This window comes from Congregibacter litoralis KT71 (assembly GCF_000153125.2).
GTDB classification, from domain to species: Bacteria; Pseudomonadota; Gammaproteobacteria; order Pseudomonadales; family Halieaceae; genus Congregibacter; species Congregibacter litoralis.
Genome location: NZ_CM002299.1, coordinates 4,061,631 through 4,077,623, shown reverse-complemented (window position 1 = coordinate 4,077,623; position 15,993 = coordinate 4,061,631). Strand labels below are relative to the sequence as shown.

The 15,993-nt window shown below is 58.9% G+C and carries 14 protein-coding genes; 8 read left to right on the top strand and 6 right to left on the bottom strand.

Translation table 11 applies throughout. From position 1 onward, the window contains the following. Window positions 1–2 precede the first annotated feature (2 nt). From KT71_RS18460 to KT71_RS18450, 3 genes are all read left to right on the top strand, one after another. A complete protein-coding gene (locus tag KT71_RS18460; protein ID WP_008293807.1) occupies window positions 3–617 on the top strand; it encodes a DNA-3-methyladenine glycosylase family protein in 615 nt (204 codons plus the stop codon). Between the two features lie 89 nt (window positions 618–706). Further along, window positions 707–1,177: a hypothetical protein gene (locus KT71_RS18455; protein ID WP_238549442.1), complete on the top strand. Its 471-nt coding sequence runs from the start codon at window positions 707–709 to the stop codon at window positions 1,175–1,177. Then, window positions 1,174–2,415, top strand: a complete 1,242-nt coding sequence (locus KT71_RS18450; protein ID WP_008293809.1) for a TAXI family TRAP transporter solute-binding subunit — start codon at window positions 1,174–1,176, stop codon at window positions 2,413–2,415. Before KT71_RS18455 ends, KT71_RS18450 begins: the two co-directional genes overlap by 4 nt. Here the strand turns inward: KT71_RS18450 and KT71_RS19900 are convergent. After that, a complete protein-coding gene (locus KT71_RS19900; RefSeq protein ID WP_008293810.1) occupies window positions 2,396–3,574 on the bottom strand; it encodes a GGDEF domain-containing protein in 1,179 nt (392 codons plus the stop codon). The two genes, KT71_RS18450 and KT71_RS19900, sit on opposite strands and share 20 nt — an antisense overlap. A gap of 69 nt (window positions 3,575–3,643) precedes the next feature. On the opposite strand from KT71_RS19900, the gene KT71_RS18440 reads away from it, so the two are divergent. Beyond that, a complete protein-coding gene (locus KT71_RS18440; protein ID WP_008293811.1) occupies window positions 3,644–4,195 on the top strand; it encodes a GNAT family N-acetyltransferase in 552 nt (183 codons plus the stop codon). Here the strand turns inward: KT71_RS18440 and KT71_RS18435 are convergent. After that, window positions 4,182–4,595, bottom strand: coding sequence for a nuclear transport factor 2 family protein (locus KT71_RS18435; protein ID WP_023660339.1), 414 nt, complete (start codon window positions 4,593–4,595; stop codon window positions 4,182–4,184). The genes KT71_RS18440 and KT71_RS18435 overlap by 14 nt on opposite strands. A 162-nt stretch (window positions 4,596–4,757) precedes the next feature. On the opposite strand from KT71_RS18435, the gene KT71_RS18430 reads away from it, so the two are divergent. Beyond that, on the top strand, window positions 4,758–6,713 hold the full coding sequence (locus KT71_RS18430) for a putative bifunctional diguanylate cyclase/phosphodiesterase (protein ID WP_202962373.1): 1,956 nt from the start codon (window positions 4,758–4,760) through the stop codon (window positions 6,711–6,713). Window positions 6,714–6,729: 16 nt separating this feature from the next. Here the strand turns inward: KT71_RS18430 and KT71_RS18425 are convergent, their stop codons facing one another. Both KT71_RS18425 and KT71_RS18420 read right to left on the bottom strand, forming a co-directional pair. Further along, the gene (locus tag KT71_RS18425; protein WP_008293814.1) at window positions 6,730–7,611 is read right to left on the bottom strand and encodes a hypothetical protein; all 882 of its coding nucleotides are present in this window, start codon (window positions 7,609–7,611) and stop codon (window positions 6,730–6,732) included. 112 nt (window positions 7,612–7,723) lie between these two features. Beyond that, window positions 7,724–8,812, bottom strand: a complete 1,089-nt coding sequence (locus KT71_RS18420; RefSeq protein WP_008293815.1) for an HDOD domain-containing protein — start codon at window positions 8,810–8,812, stop codon at window positions 7,724–7,726. A gap of 251 nt (window positions 8,813–9,063) precedes the next feature. On the opposite strand from KT71_RS18420, the gene fusA reads away from it, so the two are divergent. Beyond that, on the top strand, window positions 9,064–11,148 hold the full coding sequence (fusA, locus tag KT71_RS18415) for an elongation factor G (RefSeq protein ID WP_008293817.1): 2,085 nt from the start codon (window positions 9,064–9,066) through the stop codon (window positions 11,146–11,148). A gap of 83 nt (window positions 11,149–11,231) precedes the next feature. Here fusA and KT71_RS18410 read toward each other — a convergent pair whose 3' ends face one another. Together KT71_RS18410 and KT71_RS18405 are read right to left on the bottom strand one after the other, a co-directional pair. Next, complete coding sequence (locus tag KT71_RS18410; protein ID WP_023659797.1) at window positions 11,232–12,437, bottom strand: ISL3 family transposase; 1,206 nt, start codon at window positions 12,435–12,437, stop codon at window positions 11,232–11,234. Window positions 12,438–12,545: 108 nt separating this feature from the next. Then, complete coding sequence (locus KT71_RS18405) at window positions 12,546–13,361, bottom strand: VOC family protein (protein WP_008293818.1); 816 nt, start codon at window positions 13,359–13,361, stop codon at window positions 12,546–12,548. Window positions 13,362–13,509: 148 nt separating this feature from the next. Here KT71_RS18405 and KT71_RS18400 point away from each other — a divergent pair, with 148 nt between their 5' ends. Both KT71_RS18400 and KT71_RS18395 read left to right on the top strand, forming a co-directional pair. Beyond that, the gene (locus tag KT71_RS18400) at window positions 13,510–14,988 is read left to right on the top strand and encodes an SLC13 family permease (RefSeq protein ID WP_008293819.1); all 1,479 of its coding nucleotides are present in this window, start codon (window positions 13,510–13,512) and stop codon (window positions 14,986–14,988) included. Between the two features lie 57 nt (window positions 14,989–15,045). Next, window positions 15,046–15,993 carry a phytanoyl-CoA dioxygenase family protein gene (locus KT71_RS18395; protein WP_008293821.1) on the top strand — a complete coding sequence of 316 codons (948 nt, stop codon included), beginning with the start codon at window positions 15,046–15,048 and terminating at the stop codon, window positions 15,991–15,993.

Below are 15,993 nucleotides of genomic sequence, written 5' to 3'. Positions count from 1 at the left end.
CCATGGCCCGACTCACACACGCCAGCTATGCCGAGGCGGTAGAGACGCTGATCGCCGGCGACCGCGATCTTGCGCGTGTTGTGGCGCGCCATGGCCCGCCCAAGCTTCTGTCCCGCCCCCCGGGTTTCCCTACCCTGGTGTACATTATTTTTGAACAGCAGGTATCTCTGGCCTCGGCAAAATCCACCTATGACAAGGTGGCAGCCTTACTGCCCGAATTCACCGCCGAGGCTTATCTTCAGCTGTCCGATGAGGCATTGCGAGCCGCTGGTGTCAGCCGTCAGAAAGCACGCTACACCCGACTGGTCGCCGAGGCGACTATCGCAGGGGATTTGCCCATCCATGCTCTGGGACGGAAACCTGATGAGGAGGTTCGTACCCTGCTGACGGCCATTACGGGTATCGGCAACTGGACTGCTGACGTGTATCTGATGCTGGCCCTGCGCCGACCGGACCTCTGGCCCGTGGGTGATCTAGCGCTGGTAAAGGCAGCGACGGCGATAAAAAGCAGGCCCCATAAGCCGGACAAACTATGGCTCGAAAACCTTGGGGAGCGTTATCGGCCCTATCGCAGTGTGGCAACGGGTATTTTTTGGCGACATTATCTCCATAGCTAGGGCCCAACCCTTGGTGCGTCCGGGGGCGCTGGCTATGATGTAGGCACAGGCTGACACGGTTTATTGTTATGCGTAAGGCGCTGAAATTCATGCACACCATAGGAGGCATCGGTCTCACCGGTGCCCTGGTGGTGCAATTACTGATGCTGCAAAACATGCCGCCGGTGGAGTCGCTCCCGGCCTATGCAACGGCTCGCGAGCAGATGGGCCTGATCGCCCAGTGGATACTGTTTCCGTCCCTGGGTCTGGTGCTGGTTAGCGGGCTCCTTTCCATGGCATGGACCGATGCTTTTCATGGTCAGGGCTGGGTCTGGATGAAGCTGGCTCTCGGGGTCTCGGTGTTTGAAGGCACCCTCATCGCGGTGAAAGGCCCCGCCTCCCAGGAAGCGGCGCGGGCCGCACAGGCCCTGGCCGGAGAGCTTGACCCGACGCTTCTGGGGCTCACGACGGTGTCCGAGTGGAAGTCCACCCTGGTGATTCTGGGCGTTGCCGTTGCCAATGTGGTCCTTGCAGTGTGGCGTCCGCGCTTCGGCAGAAAACAATCGCGGGCGACATCGTGAAGCGATGCTGCCACCTCGTCGCCTGCCTGCTCCTCAGCGGCGTGTCGGCCGCTGCGCTGTCTGCCACGACGCTCCGTCTGCATCCGCCGGATAGCCAGCAGCTCAACTTCAAGGCGCTGTCGGCCATTGTTCATGAGGAAACAGGGATTCGCCTGGAGCCGGATGCGAGCTATGGTGACGGCGACGACCCCATCGCCTCCCTGCAGGACGAGTCGGCACAGCTGGCCATCATAGAAAACGCCCGCACCTTTGAGCCGGGTATACGCACGGTTTTGCCCTTGTATGAGAGCGTTGTGCACCTGGCGGCCCGCCAAGGCGTCAGCGTCGACGACTTCCGGGGTGGGGAGCGTCCCCTGCGGGTGCAGCTGCTTCACGGCTCCCACACCGCGGGTATGGTTCTCGATCTGTTACTCGAGCGTGCGGAGAAGCTCCCCGACAGCTACGAACTATGGACAGCCGGGGATGCCGGTCAGCCGGATCTGTTGTTCTACCTGGGCCCCATTAATCCCCACAACACCGCCTGGTTTCCCGACGGTTTCAGCCTGGTGCCTCTGTCCAAGTTTGATGCCGCCGGCGCGGAGTTTTACATCGATGGCATCAGCTTTCTGGTACCACAGCTGCGCTCCACACGGATTCCCGCCCTGACCTATTCTCTTCCGGGGAATGAGGTGGGTATCGATGCACTGGCGGTCGATATGCTTCTCGTTGCCCACAAATCCACCGACGACTCCCTGATCTATGAACTCACGCGCGTGCTGTTGGAGCAAAAACCACGCTTCGCCGCCGTTGAGCCCGCGCTCTTTCGTTGGATGAGCGCTGACTTTGATGTGGGGGATCTGACCTTCCCCCTCCATCGCGGCTCCCGACAGTATTTTGATCGCGATGAGCCGGGATTTTTGGAACGCTACGCCGAGACCCTGAATTTCCTGGTGTACCTGGCCGCCCTGTTGGTCACCGGCGTCCTGGCCTTTGGACGCTGGCGGGCACGGCGTCGCAAGGATCGCATTGATGACTTTTATCTACGGGTGCTGGAATTGCGTCGGGGGGCGGGTTTTGATGATCCTGCAAAGCTACTCGGGGAGCTTGAGAGTATAGAGAATGAGGCGTTTACCGCGCTTATCAACGAGCGCCTCGCGGCGGACGACAGCTTCCGGATTTTTACCGAGCTGGCCGAGGGTCTCCGACGGGAACTGAAAACCCCCATCGATGCCGGTCGGCTTACTTCACCAGACCAATGAGTTCGGCGGGTTCCCGCAGCGGTTCCAGAGCGTAGCGAACACAGTTGCGTCCTCCATCCTTGGCGGCATAGAGCGCCTGGTCCGCTGCGGCGAGGAGGGCTTTGGCATCGTGACCCGTGTCCTGAATGCTGGAAACGCCAAAACTTGCGGATACGGCGAGGCTGTCAGTGCTCGCGGCATCGATCGCCTGGCGCAGCCGCTCGGCCAGACGCAGGGCTGCGGATGCCGGTGTGTCGGGCAGAATCACGGCAAGTTCTTCGCCTCCGATGCGAGCGACAATATCAATGCGACGGGCGGTTTCGGTCATGATTCGGGCCACGGCACGGAGGATGGCGTCGCCTGCGGCATGGCCGTAGTTATCGTTCAGCGCTTTGAAAGCATCCAGATCCAATACGATAAGCGATAGCTCCCGCTGATGACGCTCTGCCCGGGCCACGGCGAGGGCCAGCTCGCTGTCGAAGGCCCGGCGGTTGAGTATTCCCGTGAGACCATCGGTCCGCGCGAGGCGGTTTGAATCATGTAAGGCATCCAGGGCGATGCTCACCAGGGTAAACAACCCCAGCCCGGCGAAGAGAATCGGCAGAACACTCAGAAGCATGATCCACGCCGTATTGGGATCGCTGCGGGCGCTACTCATCCCCGTCAGCATCCCGGCGACGGCAACCGGCAGAACAACTGCCATCCAGACTATGAGGGCCCAATCGCCAACATTCCTCGTGCCACGCTTGCGATAGATGTGCCAGACGCTCAGAGCGGCGCCGATGGAGATGGAGGCGGCGGCAAAAGGCACGTGGGCGCTGCGCCCGAAATCCAGAAAAACAACGCCCATTACCGGGCCGAGCCACAGAGCGAAGAGTCCGCCGATAAGCCAGGGGTTGACGCCGTAGCCGGCTCTGAGACTGAAGCCACTCCAGAGGGCAAGCATTCCGGTAGCGCCCAGGGCGTTCAACAGGAGCAGGCTGAGATCAGCCTGGGCGCCATCCGGGGGTAACAAAGCGGTGAGGAGCCAGGTCAGCGCTTTCGCTCCAAAGGCCAGGGCAAAGACCCTGGCGGCGACAAAATGCGTCCTCTGCACGGCGAGCATCAGGTTCGCGCCCGCAAGGAGCGTGCAGATGAGCACCGTATTGATAAGAAAACTGAAGTAGGGGTCTGACGTCATGGAAACGCTTTGTGATCATTCAACCGCGGCGGATAATAGCGCGGAACAACGCCCACCATGGAGTTATGAATGTCGACGGTGCCTCAAATTTTGACGGAGCGCCTGTGTTTGCGCGGACACTGTGAACAGGATCACCCGGCTGCGACTGCAATCTGGCAGCACCCGGGGGTCTATACCTTTATCACAGGCGCGGCCTTAAGCGCTCAGGATGTCTGGATGCGCCTGCTGCGCTACGGGGGTCTTTGGGACATGCTGGGCTATGGTTACTGGGCGGTGGAGGAGCGTGCCAGCGGCAAGTACATCGGGCAGCTGGGTTTTGCCGATTTCAAACGCGGGCTGCCAGGTTTTGATGGACACTACCCCGAGGCGGGGTGGGTTCTGCATCCTGACGCTGCCGGTAAGGGCTATGCGACCGAGGGTATGGCTGCCGCCTGTCAATGGCTGGATGAGCAAGGCGGTCGGGAGCGCAGTTTTTGCATTATCTCCGCAGACAATCCACGCTCCGTCAGGGTGGCGGCAAAGATTGGCTACCGCTTTGCGCTGACAAGCACCCTGGGTGACGAGGAAATCGCGGTGTATTTTCGCGACCGTACTGCCCGCCGGGATACTAAAGATCCGTAACGGGCGCCGCGGCCTTGAGTTGCTCGAGCATGGCCGCCATTTTTGCGTGAAGCATCTGCATCGCCTGGAGGGGGCGCACCATCACGCGGAATTCACAGATGCGGCCGTCATCCCCAAAGCTGATGATGTCTACGCCGTTGATAAGAATGCCGTCGACGGTACATTCGAACTCCAGCACCGCGTGGGCGTCTGTTACCACTTCTTTGGTGTAGTGAAAGCTCTCGTTAAACACATTCATAGCTCCCGTCAGGTAGAGCGCGGTGATCTTGCGGCCTTTCTGGGGAGTGTGAACCACCGGTGAGAGAAACACGCAGTCTTCCGTGAGAATGTCAGACAGTCCCTCATGATTTTGATTGAGCACCATCTGGTGCCAGCGTCGTAACGTATCCGTAGACTCCATAGAAGTAATCCTGCGCCGGGGCGTGTACAGTTCGGGGTATGCGATACCAGAAACAAAGGTGCGTTACTTTATAGCCAAGAACATGCTCAGTAAAAGCGTGGTTTTCACGACCGGGATAACGCAATTAGAAAGGTTCGGAAAATATAGGGTACGGTGGCGCACGTGGCAGAAGACGAACAGGCTTCAGATGACTTAAAACATCGGGTTTTTCTCGAGAGTCTGAATATTTTCTACGAAAGCCTTTCGGTCTCGGTGTTTGCCGTGGTGCTGAACACCCTGCTTCTGGGCTACCTTCTCTGGACACCGGAAAACAGCACTACAGTGCTAAGTTGGTGCGCAGCGACGCTCACCATTGCTATCTACCGTATCTCCAGCACTCTGCGCTATAAAAAAATGTCCGAAGAGGCTCGGGAGGCCTCGGCGCGTCGCTGGTATCGGGAGATGATGCTGGGCGTGCTGCTCTCGGGACTTGCCTGGGGGGCCGCAGGTTATCTTCTCTACGATCCCCGGAACATGTTGAACCAGTCTCTGCTGGCCTTTGTGATTGCCGGTATGTGCGCCGGGAGCATCGTCAGTCTGTCCGCTTTTATCGAGGCCAGTGCCACCTTTCTGGCAACCTCTCTCCTGCCCTTCACCCTGCGCTTGCTCGTGGAGGGCTCCTCGGAAACCGGGCTAATGGCCGTGATGGCCGTACTCTATCTCATCATGATGACGGCCTTTGCGCGGCGGGTGAATCTCACGGTGATCGGTGGTCTTGAGATGACCTATCTGCGCTCAAAGGCCGAAGACACCATTGAGCGGCAGGCCCTCTTTGACGAGTTAACGGGTCTGCCAAACCGGCGCCTTCTCCAGGATCGCCTCGGCCAGGCGTTGGCGCGAGCTAAACGCAACAACACCCAGGCGGCTCTTATGTTTCTGGATCTGGATTTTTTCAAAAGGGTCAACGATTCCCTGGGCCACAGCGCCGGTGATGAACTCCTTGTAGAAATAGGCAGACGCCTGAGTGACTTTCTTCGCGAGGCGGACACGGCGGCACGCCTCGGGGGTGATGAATTCGTGCTGCTGCTGACGGACATCGAGGGCGGTAGCGAGCACGTGGTATCCGTGGTTCGCCGTCGTGGTGAAACCCTGCGGCAGGCCGTCGAGGCGCCGATTAATATCAAGGGTAACGAAGTGCACATCACCGTGAGTATTGGCGTCAGTCTGCTGCCCGATGACACCAATGATGTGGATGACCTCCTCAAGCATGCTGATACGGCCATGTATCGAGCCAAGGACGACGGCCGCAACACCCTGCGATTTTTCGTGCCGGAAATGCAGGCATCCCTCTCCCAGCGCATGGACATGGAGCGCCAGCTGCGGGGCGCCCTGGACGCCGACGAGGGGCTGGAGCTCTATCTGCAGCCTCAGTACACCGATGAGGAGGCGATCTGCGGCGCGGAGCTGCTCATCCGGTGGCAGTACGAGGGAAGTTTTGTACCGCCCGACGTGTTTATCCCCGTGGCCGAGGACTCGGGACTCATTTACCGTTTAGGTGACTGGGTGATTGAGAATGCCTGTCGCATAGGTGCGGGCCTCAAGGATGAACTTCGCGACCGGGAGTTCTCTCTGGCGATTAACGTGAGCCCCCGGCAGTTTCGTCAGAAAAACTTTTCTGAAAAAATTTTTGAGGCCATGGAAAGGCACGAGCTCCCTCGAGGACTCATTGAGCTCGAATTGACCGAGGGACTGCTCATTGAGGATGTCGACGACACGGTCTCCAAGATGTTGTCCCTTCGCGAGCAGGGCGTGCGCTTCTCCATTGATGACTTTGGGACGGGTTACTCGTCCCTTCGCTATCTCAAGTCCCTGCCTCTGGATACCTTGAAGGTTGATCAGTCCTTTGTGCGGGACGTGCTCACGGATCCCGGCGATGCCAGTATTGTCCGCGCCATTGTCTCCATGGCCCGAACTCTGGAACTGGAGGTGATTGCCGAAGGCGTGGAGACGAAGGAGGTGCGGGACTTCCTTATCAGTGCCAACTGCCTGCGCTTCCAGGGCTACCTCTACTCCCGGCCCTTGCCCCTCGATGATTTTAAAGCCTTGCTCGAAACCGAGCGTGAGCGGGTGATCGTGTAGCTTTAGCGACCCCGCTCTATTGCGGGCCTGGGGTGTGGGTAAGGCTGCCGAGGCTTTCACGAATAGCGCCGGGGGCCCCGGAAATTTTCATGAAGGTGCCCATGCCTAAATCCGGAAACGCCAGGGCGATACGGAATTTTCCGGCCAGTGCGTAGACATTGTTTCCCGACACCAGCAGGGCATAGGGAAGATGGGCGCTGTGTTTCAGCTCACCGGTATCGGTGGTTGCCATGACGTCCCTGTCGTTGCCGTCGCCACTGCCTATAGCTACGCCAAAGAGCACCTCTTCGGTTCCCGGAACGGCTACTTCAAATACCTCTGTCAGCTTGTCGACGTTATTCCCAAGGTTCCCTCGAACGGTGCTGAGCGCCTTTGCATGGCTGGAAAAGCTCCCCAACTGATCGTGATCCTTGAACTTCGGCATCATCATCATGTAGCGATAGGAGGCCAGTTTTTTTGCGCTGAGGCCTTTTTTTGAACCAAAGGGCTTGCCCTCACCCAGGAGGTCGTTGAGGGCAGCGCTCACTGCGTCCAGGGGTCCTACCTGAAAAGCTTGGCCCCAGTAAGTCGGGTTGGCGTAACTCCGCTGCACTTCCTCACCCACCTGGCTCAGACCCATGCGCAGCACGGCGGCATAAGCGCCAAATTCTCTCGTGGACGCGGCTTCCAGTAGTGCTGGGTGTGTAATGGCAAGGACGGCAGTCCCGGAGTAGGGGCGGTATTCTCCGACGATCTCAAAATCGCTTTTCTCAAGCGTGTCGCGCATCCCTTCCAGCTGTTCGTCAAGGGAGCCTTCTACGGAGTCGACAAGCACATAGGGGCGAAGGGGTTCCTCGGCGTGGGCGAGGGGAGCAAAGAACAGGCAAAGGACGAGAATAGGCTGCAGCAGTTTGGACATGACTAGCGCTCTTTAGTATTAATTTATACTAATACACTAATATAAATTCTCCTGAGTGTACACGCAGTCTTTGGCGGGTCCGGAAGTGGAGAGAGGAGGGGACGCTGTCCGCTTAGCCGCCAAAAGTGTCAATGATTTGCTGGACGCGACGACCGTGACTCCGGTCAGCCATTACCTGCAGCAGGCCACCGAGCTCCAGCCGGCGCAGATAATCGGGAAGATAAAAGAAATCCGCGGACTCCTGGGCAAGGAGATCAAAATCTGCGACGTCCTTGAGTCCACCATAGGCAACGGCGTCGCCGATGCGACAGGCCAGATAAACCACCAGATCCTCCCGCTGCTTGTCGGCACTGCGCTCGTTGCCCTCCGGCGCCCAGGTCAGAGGGGTCAATGAATGGCGGAGGGAATCGCAGAGGTCATCGGGGAGACTCCATTGGCGAACGAGGAGGGAACTAAGCACGGCGGAATTAGCCATGATTTCCTCCTGTTGCGCCTCGACGCGCCCCAGGAGGTCTGTTTTCGGCGCATAAATCACCGACAACTCGGGGCGGGCGGAGATCAGTGCCAGATCACCGATATTCACCAGCAGCGCTCTCGTGGCGTGCACCGAAGGATGCTCAACGTTCAGTGCCCTGGCGTAGGCCTGAGCCGCGGCGCTCGCTACATAGCTGGACCGCCATATGCGCATATAGGCGGCTTTCTGTACGTCGGTTTCAAAAGCCATGACCTGGCCCACGGCACTCTGGAGGACCAGACCCCTCACCATCGTGGTCCCCAGGTATGCCACGGCGTGTTCGATGCTCGATATGGGGCTGTTGAGGGCAAAAGCGGCAGAGTTGACCACTCGCAGCACATCCGCGGACAACGTCGGGCTTGAAAGGATGGCCTCCCGCAACTCCTCGGGGTCGTCAAGTCCGCTGCTGAGGCGCTCAACCAGGGGCGGCGGCTGGCGCAGGGTAGCCACCAGGGCCCGGATATCTTCCAGCTCCAGTTCATTGAGGTGCTCTTCCATGACCAGGAACAGATCTGCCAGGGCGTCCGGCGGCTTGCGTTCGGCGAGGCTTTTGAGGGTCTCGAGATCCCCGGCGGTGGTCTCAACAGGGTTCCCTGCGGAGGCTGGCGCTGCCGGGGAGGCATCCGCCTGCGGTGCTGCCGATGGTGGCGCAGAGTCCTTTTTGCCGCTGCGCTTGAACCAACTCATAGAAAGCTCCTGAATCCCGCTTGCTGCAAGGCGTTATTGCGTAAGATAGACCGCGATAGTAAATGAAGCGCTGCGCTCATGCACTGCGCTCATCCGCGGAGACGCCGGCGACTTGTGTCATCCCGGGACCTTCGGGCTTTACTGTGCGGGGGTTCAAAACTACCGCTTTTAGTCTCCCAATGCGGGCGGTTTTCCTGTACCCTTCCGCAGCTAATTTTTCGCCCCTCACTACGAACTCCTTGAGAACCATCATGGCTGACTTATCGCTTTACAGAAACATCGGCATCTTCGCGCACGTTGATGCCGGCAAGACCACGACCACCGAGCGTATCCTGAAGCTCACGGGCAAGATCCACAAAACCGGTGAGGTGCACGACGGTGCAGCGACCACGGACTTCATGGAACAGGAGCAGGAGCGCGGCATCACCATTCAGTCCGCTGCAACGACTTGCTTCTGGAAGGACCACCGCCTGAACATCATTGATACCCCGGGGCACGTTGACTTCACCGTTGAGGTTTATCGCTCGCTGAAGGTTCTCGATGGCGGCGTCGGCGTATTCTGTGGCTCCGGCGGTGTAGAGCCTCAGTCGGAAACTAACTGGCGCTATGCCAACGAGTCCGAAGTGGCGCGGATCATCTTCGTGAACAAGCTCGACCGTGTAGGCGCAGACTTTCTGCGCGTTGTCGATCAGGTTGAGAACGTGCTGGGCGCCAACCCCCTGGTCATGGTGCTGCCCATCGGTCGTGAAGACGAGTTCAACGGCATTGTCGATTTGCTGACACGCAAGGCGCACATCTGGCCGGATCCGGACGATCGCGAGCGCTTTGAAATCACCGATGTCCCCGAAGACATGGTGGACATGGTCGAAGAGTGGCGTGAAAAACTCATCGAAACCGCTGTGGAGCAGGATGATGAGCTCATGGAAGCCTACCTGGAAGGTAACGAGCCCTCCATGGAAGACATCAAGCGCTGCATCCGCGACGGTACCCGTAAGCTGGACTTCTTCCCTACCTACTGCGGATCGGCGTTCAAGGACAAGGGTGTTCAGCTGATTCTGGACGCGGTTGTCGATTACCTGCCTAATCCCACGGAAGTTGATCCTCAGGAACTCACGGACGAGCTTGGCGAGCCCACAGGCGAAGTGGCCCTCGTGTCCACGGAAGAGCCCCTGCGCGCCCTGGCGTTCAAGATTATGGACGACCGTTTCGGTGCCCTGACCTTCGTACGTATCTATTCCGGTGTGCTCAATCGTGGAGAGACCATCCTCAACTCCTTCACGGGCAAAACCGAGCGTATCGGCCGTATGGTTGAGATGCACGCCAACGATCGCAACGAACTGGAGCGGGCTCAGGCCGGCGACATCATCGCCATTGTGGGTATGAAGAACGTGCAGACGGGCCACACCCTGTGTGACCCCAAGCACCCCTGCACCCTGGAAGCCATGGTGTTCCCGGAGCCCGTAATCTCCATTGCGGTTGCCCCCAAGGACAAGGCGGGCGCCGAGAAGATGGCCATTGCCATCGGCAAGATGGTTGCCGAGGATCCCTCTTTCCGCGTCGAGACAGACGAAGATTCCGGAGAGACTATTCTCAAGGGCATGGGCGAGCTTCACCTGGACGTGAAGGTCGATATTCTCAAGCGCACCTACGCGGTAGAGCTGGACGTTGGTAAGCCGCAGGTTGCCTACCGCGAAACCATTACCCAGGAAGTCGATGACTCCTACACGCACAAGAAGCAGTCTGGTGGTTCCGGTCAGTTCGGTAAGATCGACTACCGTATTCGCCCCGGCGAGCCCGGCTCCGGTTTTGCGTTCTCTACCTCGGTAGTGGGTGGTAACGTGCCCAAGGAATTCTTCCCGGCGATCGAGAAGGGCTTCAAGAGCCTCATGAACGAAGGTACCGTTGCGGGCTTCCCCGTGCTGGATGTCGAAGTTGAAGTGTACGACGGTGGTTTCCACGCCGTTGACTCCTCGGCGATTGCCTTCGAACTGGCTGCCAAGGGTGCCTTCCGTCAGTCCATGCCCAAGGCCGGTGCGCAGCTTATCGAGCCCATCATGAAGGTCGATGTGTTCACACCGGAAGATCACGTCGGTGATGTTATCGGTGACCTCAACCGTCGCCGTGGCATGATCAAGGACCAGGATCCCGGTCCCACGGGTGTCCGCATCAAGGCTGAGGTACCGCTGTCAGAGATGTTTGGCTACATCGGCACCCTGCGCACCATGACCTCGGGTCGCGGTCAGTTCTCCATGGAGTTCTCGCACTACCTGCCATGCCCTGCGAACGTCGCAGAGACGGTAATTGCAGAAGTGAAAGAGCGCAAAGCTAACGCCTGATCGGGCCTGGTTTTGGGAAGCTGAGCGAGAACCTCAGCTAGAACCTCATAAAAGGCCGGCAAATTGCCGGCCTTTTTTTTGGTTCATCGCGCCTTTCCGGGAAAAGCGGATTTAATCTTGAGGAAGAAGTAATCGCTATCACGATATCCGTAGGCCATTCGTTTGATGACCTTGATGCGGTTATTCACACCTTCCAGCACGCTCGTGTTTAGCGGGTAAACAGCACTGGCAATAATGCCCTCGGCATACGGTTTCAGGTTCTTTGCAAAGCGCCTGAGCGGCTCAATCCCACTTGCCAGAGCCTGGTTGTACCAATGCGTCCAACGCCATCGAGCGGCTCGTTCGTTCTTGGCATACCAAAGCTGCTTTAGCTGGCTCTTCATCAGATATGTGATCATCAAGGGTTGGTTGATCGCCAAGAGCTCGTTGAGATCCGCCGCCTGCCGTTCGTCTAGATTTTCCGGGTTGCGCAGTAGTAGCCATCTAGATTGCTTCACCGCTCGACGAGCCGGCCTGTCCTGCCGTAACGCATTCGCCTGATCGACTCGCACACGATCAATGACTTCACGGCCGAACTTGGCCATCACGTGGAAGAGATCGTAGACCACGCGCGCCTGTGGGCAGTGCGCCTGCACTTCCAGGTCCATAGCCGTGTTCTGATCCATTGCAACGGCTTCAATATGCTGGCAATGCTCACCCAGCCAGACAAAGAAGGGCCTGACCGCTTCGCGAGAACGGCCTTCGCCGACCCACAGTACTTGCCGCCGTTCGGCGTCCATCACAACACTGGCGTAACGATGCCCCTTGAATAACGCGAATTCATCCATCACCAGATAACGCACGCGGCTCAGGTCTAGGGGCGGCAGCTCGCGCCCCAATCGAGCCTTATCGATCGCCTTGAGCGTATGCCAGTGCAGGCCTGTCAGTTGGGCGACGTGTTTGATCGGCAGCAGTCGTAACAGCACCTCCGCGTGAAGACGCATGCGCTCCGTCATGCGAGCACGGGGCGCTAGCCAGGAGAGCCGTTCGCGGCCCACACCACAGCGCTGGCAGCGCACGCGCCTGACAGGCACATCTAACCATACGCGATAGTCGAACAGATCGCGGTCTCTCACCCGTCGATACTGCGTATCGTGAACCTTTGGACACAAGGCCCCGCACTGCGCGCACGCCGGAGCTTGCGCTGGATCGGGAGCGAGATGGATAACACAAGTGCTGGAGCCCAGAGTCTTCGAGGAGATAGGAACAAACCCTTCCCAGGCGAGGCCAGGAAACGTAGCATCAAGCATGGCGGCGGTCCTTCGGTCGGCTGTTTGGTTGCACTTACAACCTAAACCGATTGGCTGTCCGCCTCTACTACTTGCTATATCCCGCTAATACGCGATGAACCTTTTTTTTTAGGCCTTGGGCAGTTCAATCAGCAGGGTTGCAACACCGGCGGTTCTATTCCTGACGGTGAGCACGCGGGAGCCGGGCTTTCGACCCTGACGCACCTCTGAGACATCAAACCCTGACTCCTGGAGCCGTTTGTGGCTCGCGTCCGCGTCGTCAACGCGCCAGGTCAGTCCGTAAAAACTGTCCTCCGGTGGGGCCGCGGTGGACTCAGCTTTTGCCCCGTCAGAGGCGTCGTTCTCCAGGCGTTCAAAGACTTCCACGATGAGATCGCCGCAGCGGAAAAACATCAGTCGGGCGTTCCAGTCCCGACGACTCATGTCCATACGCAGGTCCAGTCCTAACTGGGAACCCAGCAAAAATGCGGTGCTCTCGGCGTTTTGCGACGCGATGACGATGTGGTCCAGCCCACCGCCGGGGCTACCCCCGGCACGACCGCCCTGGCTCGACTTTTCGATAAAAGACAGTTGAATGTTCCGGGTGGTTGCGGGCTCCGCCACCACCGCTAAGGTGTGCTCTTCGGCGTTCGGTTGCCCGAGGGAGATACTCTCGTGAGCGGCGATTCCCACCTGGCCAAGACGTCTTTGCAGTCTGGCCAGCTTGTCGACGGTAAAGCAGATGCCCTCCAGGCCGCGAGGCTTTTCTGACTCAAGGAGATGCACGGCAACGTTGCCGGTTTGAAAAACCGCCATCTCTGTGCCGCTTTGCTGACCCTGAAAAGCCGGCGGCGTCCCAAAAAGCGCGGCGTAGTTGGCAGCTTCCGCTTCAAGATCGGCCACGCTGATAGCGATGTGATCTAAATCCTGAACCGGTGATGTCATGGTGTTTTTCCTGCGCTGTGGAGGTGGCAGTGATTTTCACACAAATTGGCTTGGTTCATGAGGGTTAGCGCTGCCTTTGGTCGATACTTTTCCCCGGTAAACGCCGATTTTTCTGGTAATGCCTGCGTGCATAGTTAAAGTGGCCCCTATGAGCGATACATTGCCAACGACGGACCACAGCCTGGCAGCCTATCAGCGTCTGGGTCTGGTGCTGGGCCCCGCCCTTTGCGGGGGAATGCTGGTCCTTGGGACCACGCAGACGGCTATGCCCGACGCTGCCTGGAAAGTTGCCGCGGTAGGGCTCTGGATGGCGATCTGGTGGGCGACGGAGGTGGTGCCCGTTGCGGCAACGGCATTTCTACCCCTGGTGACCTTTGATCTTCTGGGCATTGCCCCCATGGGGGAGGTGGCGCCGAGCTATGCGCATCCCATCATTTATCTCTTTCTCGGCGCATTTATGCTCGCCATCGCCGTGGAAAAGTGGTCCCTGCATCGTCGCATAGCACTGTGGATTCTCACGCGCACGGGCACCGACGGTAAACGCCTCATTCTGGGTTTCATGCTCGTGGGGGCAGTGCTGTCCATGTGGATGACGAACACCTCCACCACCATGATGCTGCTGCCCATAGCTGCCTCCGTAGGTGCACTGATTGCGGAGCAGGCATCTGTTGAGCAGGGCGGCGATGTTCGCGAGTTTCAGATCGCCCTGATGCTCGCCCTCGCCTACTCCACCACCATTGGCGGACTGTCTACCCTGGTCGGTACGCCGCCCAATGTTTTTCTCGCGGGGTTTCTCGCAGACACCTATGACATCCGCATTGCCTTTGCGGACTGGATGATGATCGGTGTGCCCCTGTCCATGATGCTCCTTCCCCTGGGGTGGTGGGTGCTCACATCCCTGGTCTATCGGGTGAACATTCCCGCGAGCCGGCAAACCCAGGATGTGATCGCCCGGATGCAGGATGAGATTGGCGACATGAGCGCTTCCGAGAAGCGTGTGGGACTGCTGTTTCTGGCGGTCATTCTGCTGTGGATGTTCCGCTCCCCCTTGTCGGGTTTGCCCGGTTTGGCAGGGCTCAGCGATGCGGGCATTGTCATGACCGCCGCACTGCTGCTCTTTGTGATTCCCAGCGGTGGCGCCGGGGGAGGACCCCTCCTGCAGTGGTCCGATGTGAGCCGTCTGCCCTGGGGGGTGCTCATACTGTTCGGGGGCGGGCTCAGCCTGGCAGCGCAGGTGTCAGGATCAGGTCTGGCGCTGTGGTTGGGTGAAGGTTTATCCGGTTTGGAGTCCATGGGCCTGATCGTGCTTGTTCTGGCCGCTGCGGGACTCGTGGTGTTTCTCACGGAACTCACCAGCAACCTTGCCACGGCAGCCACTTTTTTGCCTGTGGTGGCGGCCATCGCCCTGCAATCGGGTATCGATCCCCTGGTGCTCTGCGTGCCCGTGACTCTGGCGGCAAGCTGCGCCTTCATGCTTCCCGTGGCAACACCACCCAATGCGATCGTCTATTCCTCCGGTTTGCTCCGTATTCCCGATATGGTGCGCGCCGGGTTCGTGATGAATCTTATTGCCCTTGCACTGCTAACCGTTGTCGCGGTGTGGCTTGTTCCCGCGGTGTTGGGCTGAGAAGCGGCGTGATGTGCCTGGTCGCGTTGCGAGGGGCGGGGCAAAGAGGTTGAGAACATGAGCGAGAGGGGAAGCGAGGAAGACCGCAAGGCGGAGGACAGCGTCAGCGGACGCAACGATCCGCGTTTTCGCCAGATTGACAGCTTCCGGGATTACGTCGACGTGGATTTGGCGCGGACCCATGGTTTCTCCCGGACCGACGGCAGCCTTGAGCTCGATCCAAAAATGCTTGAGGCGCAGCACGCCGACCTCATGAGAGATGGTTTCGTTATCATCGAGAATCTGGTCAATGAGCAACAGCTTGAGCGTTTGCGGGAAGAGTCACGCTTATGGCTGGACAAGCCCGGTCGCAACTCCTTTGAGGGTGAGCGAACGCAACGACTCTACGGTCTGCCCGAGAAATGTCGCGGGGCCGATGACTTTATCGTTCACCCCCTGATTCTGGCGCATCTCGACCGGCTGCTAAAACCGAACTATCTCCTGTCCCAGGCCCAGGTCATCAATATTTTGTCGGGATCCCCCGCTCAGCCCCTGCATACGGATGACGGTTTTTATCCCTGGCCCAGCCCCAGGCCCGTGCTCAGCGTTGCCACGGTGTTCGCCATTGATGATTTCACCGAGGACAACGGAGCGACGGTCGCCATCCCCGGGAGTCATCTCTGGGGAGAAGGGCGCTTTCCCACAGACAGCGACCCCCGGGTAAAAGCGGTGATGCCCGCCGGCTCCTGCATTCTGTTTCTCGGCAATCTGTGGCATGGCGGTGGGGAGAACTACTCCGGGGAGAGCCGCATGGCCTTTACGGGGCAGTACTGCGAGCCGTACCTGCGCACCCAGGAAAACTATTTTCTGTCCGTCTCCAAGGACACCGCCGCCGGGGTTTCTGAGGATATGCGGCGTCTCCTCGGTTATTCCATTCATCCGCCCTTTATGGGCATGGTCAACGGCATGCATCCCAAGCGGGAGCTACCGCTGGCTGATAGCTCCGGATCGCCAGAGGATTCGTGA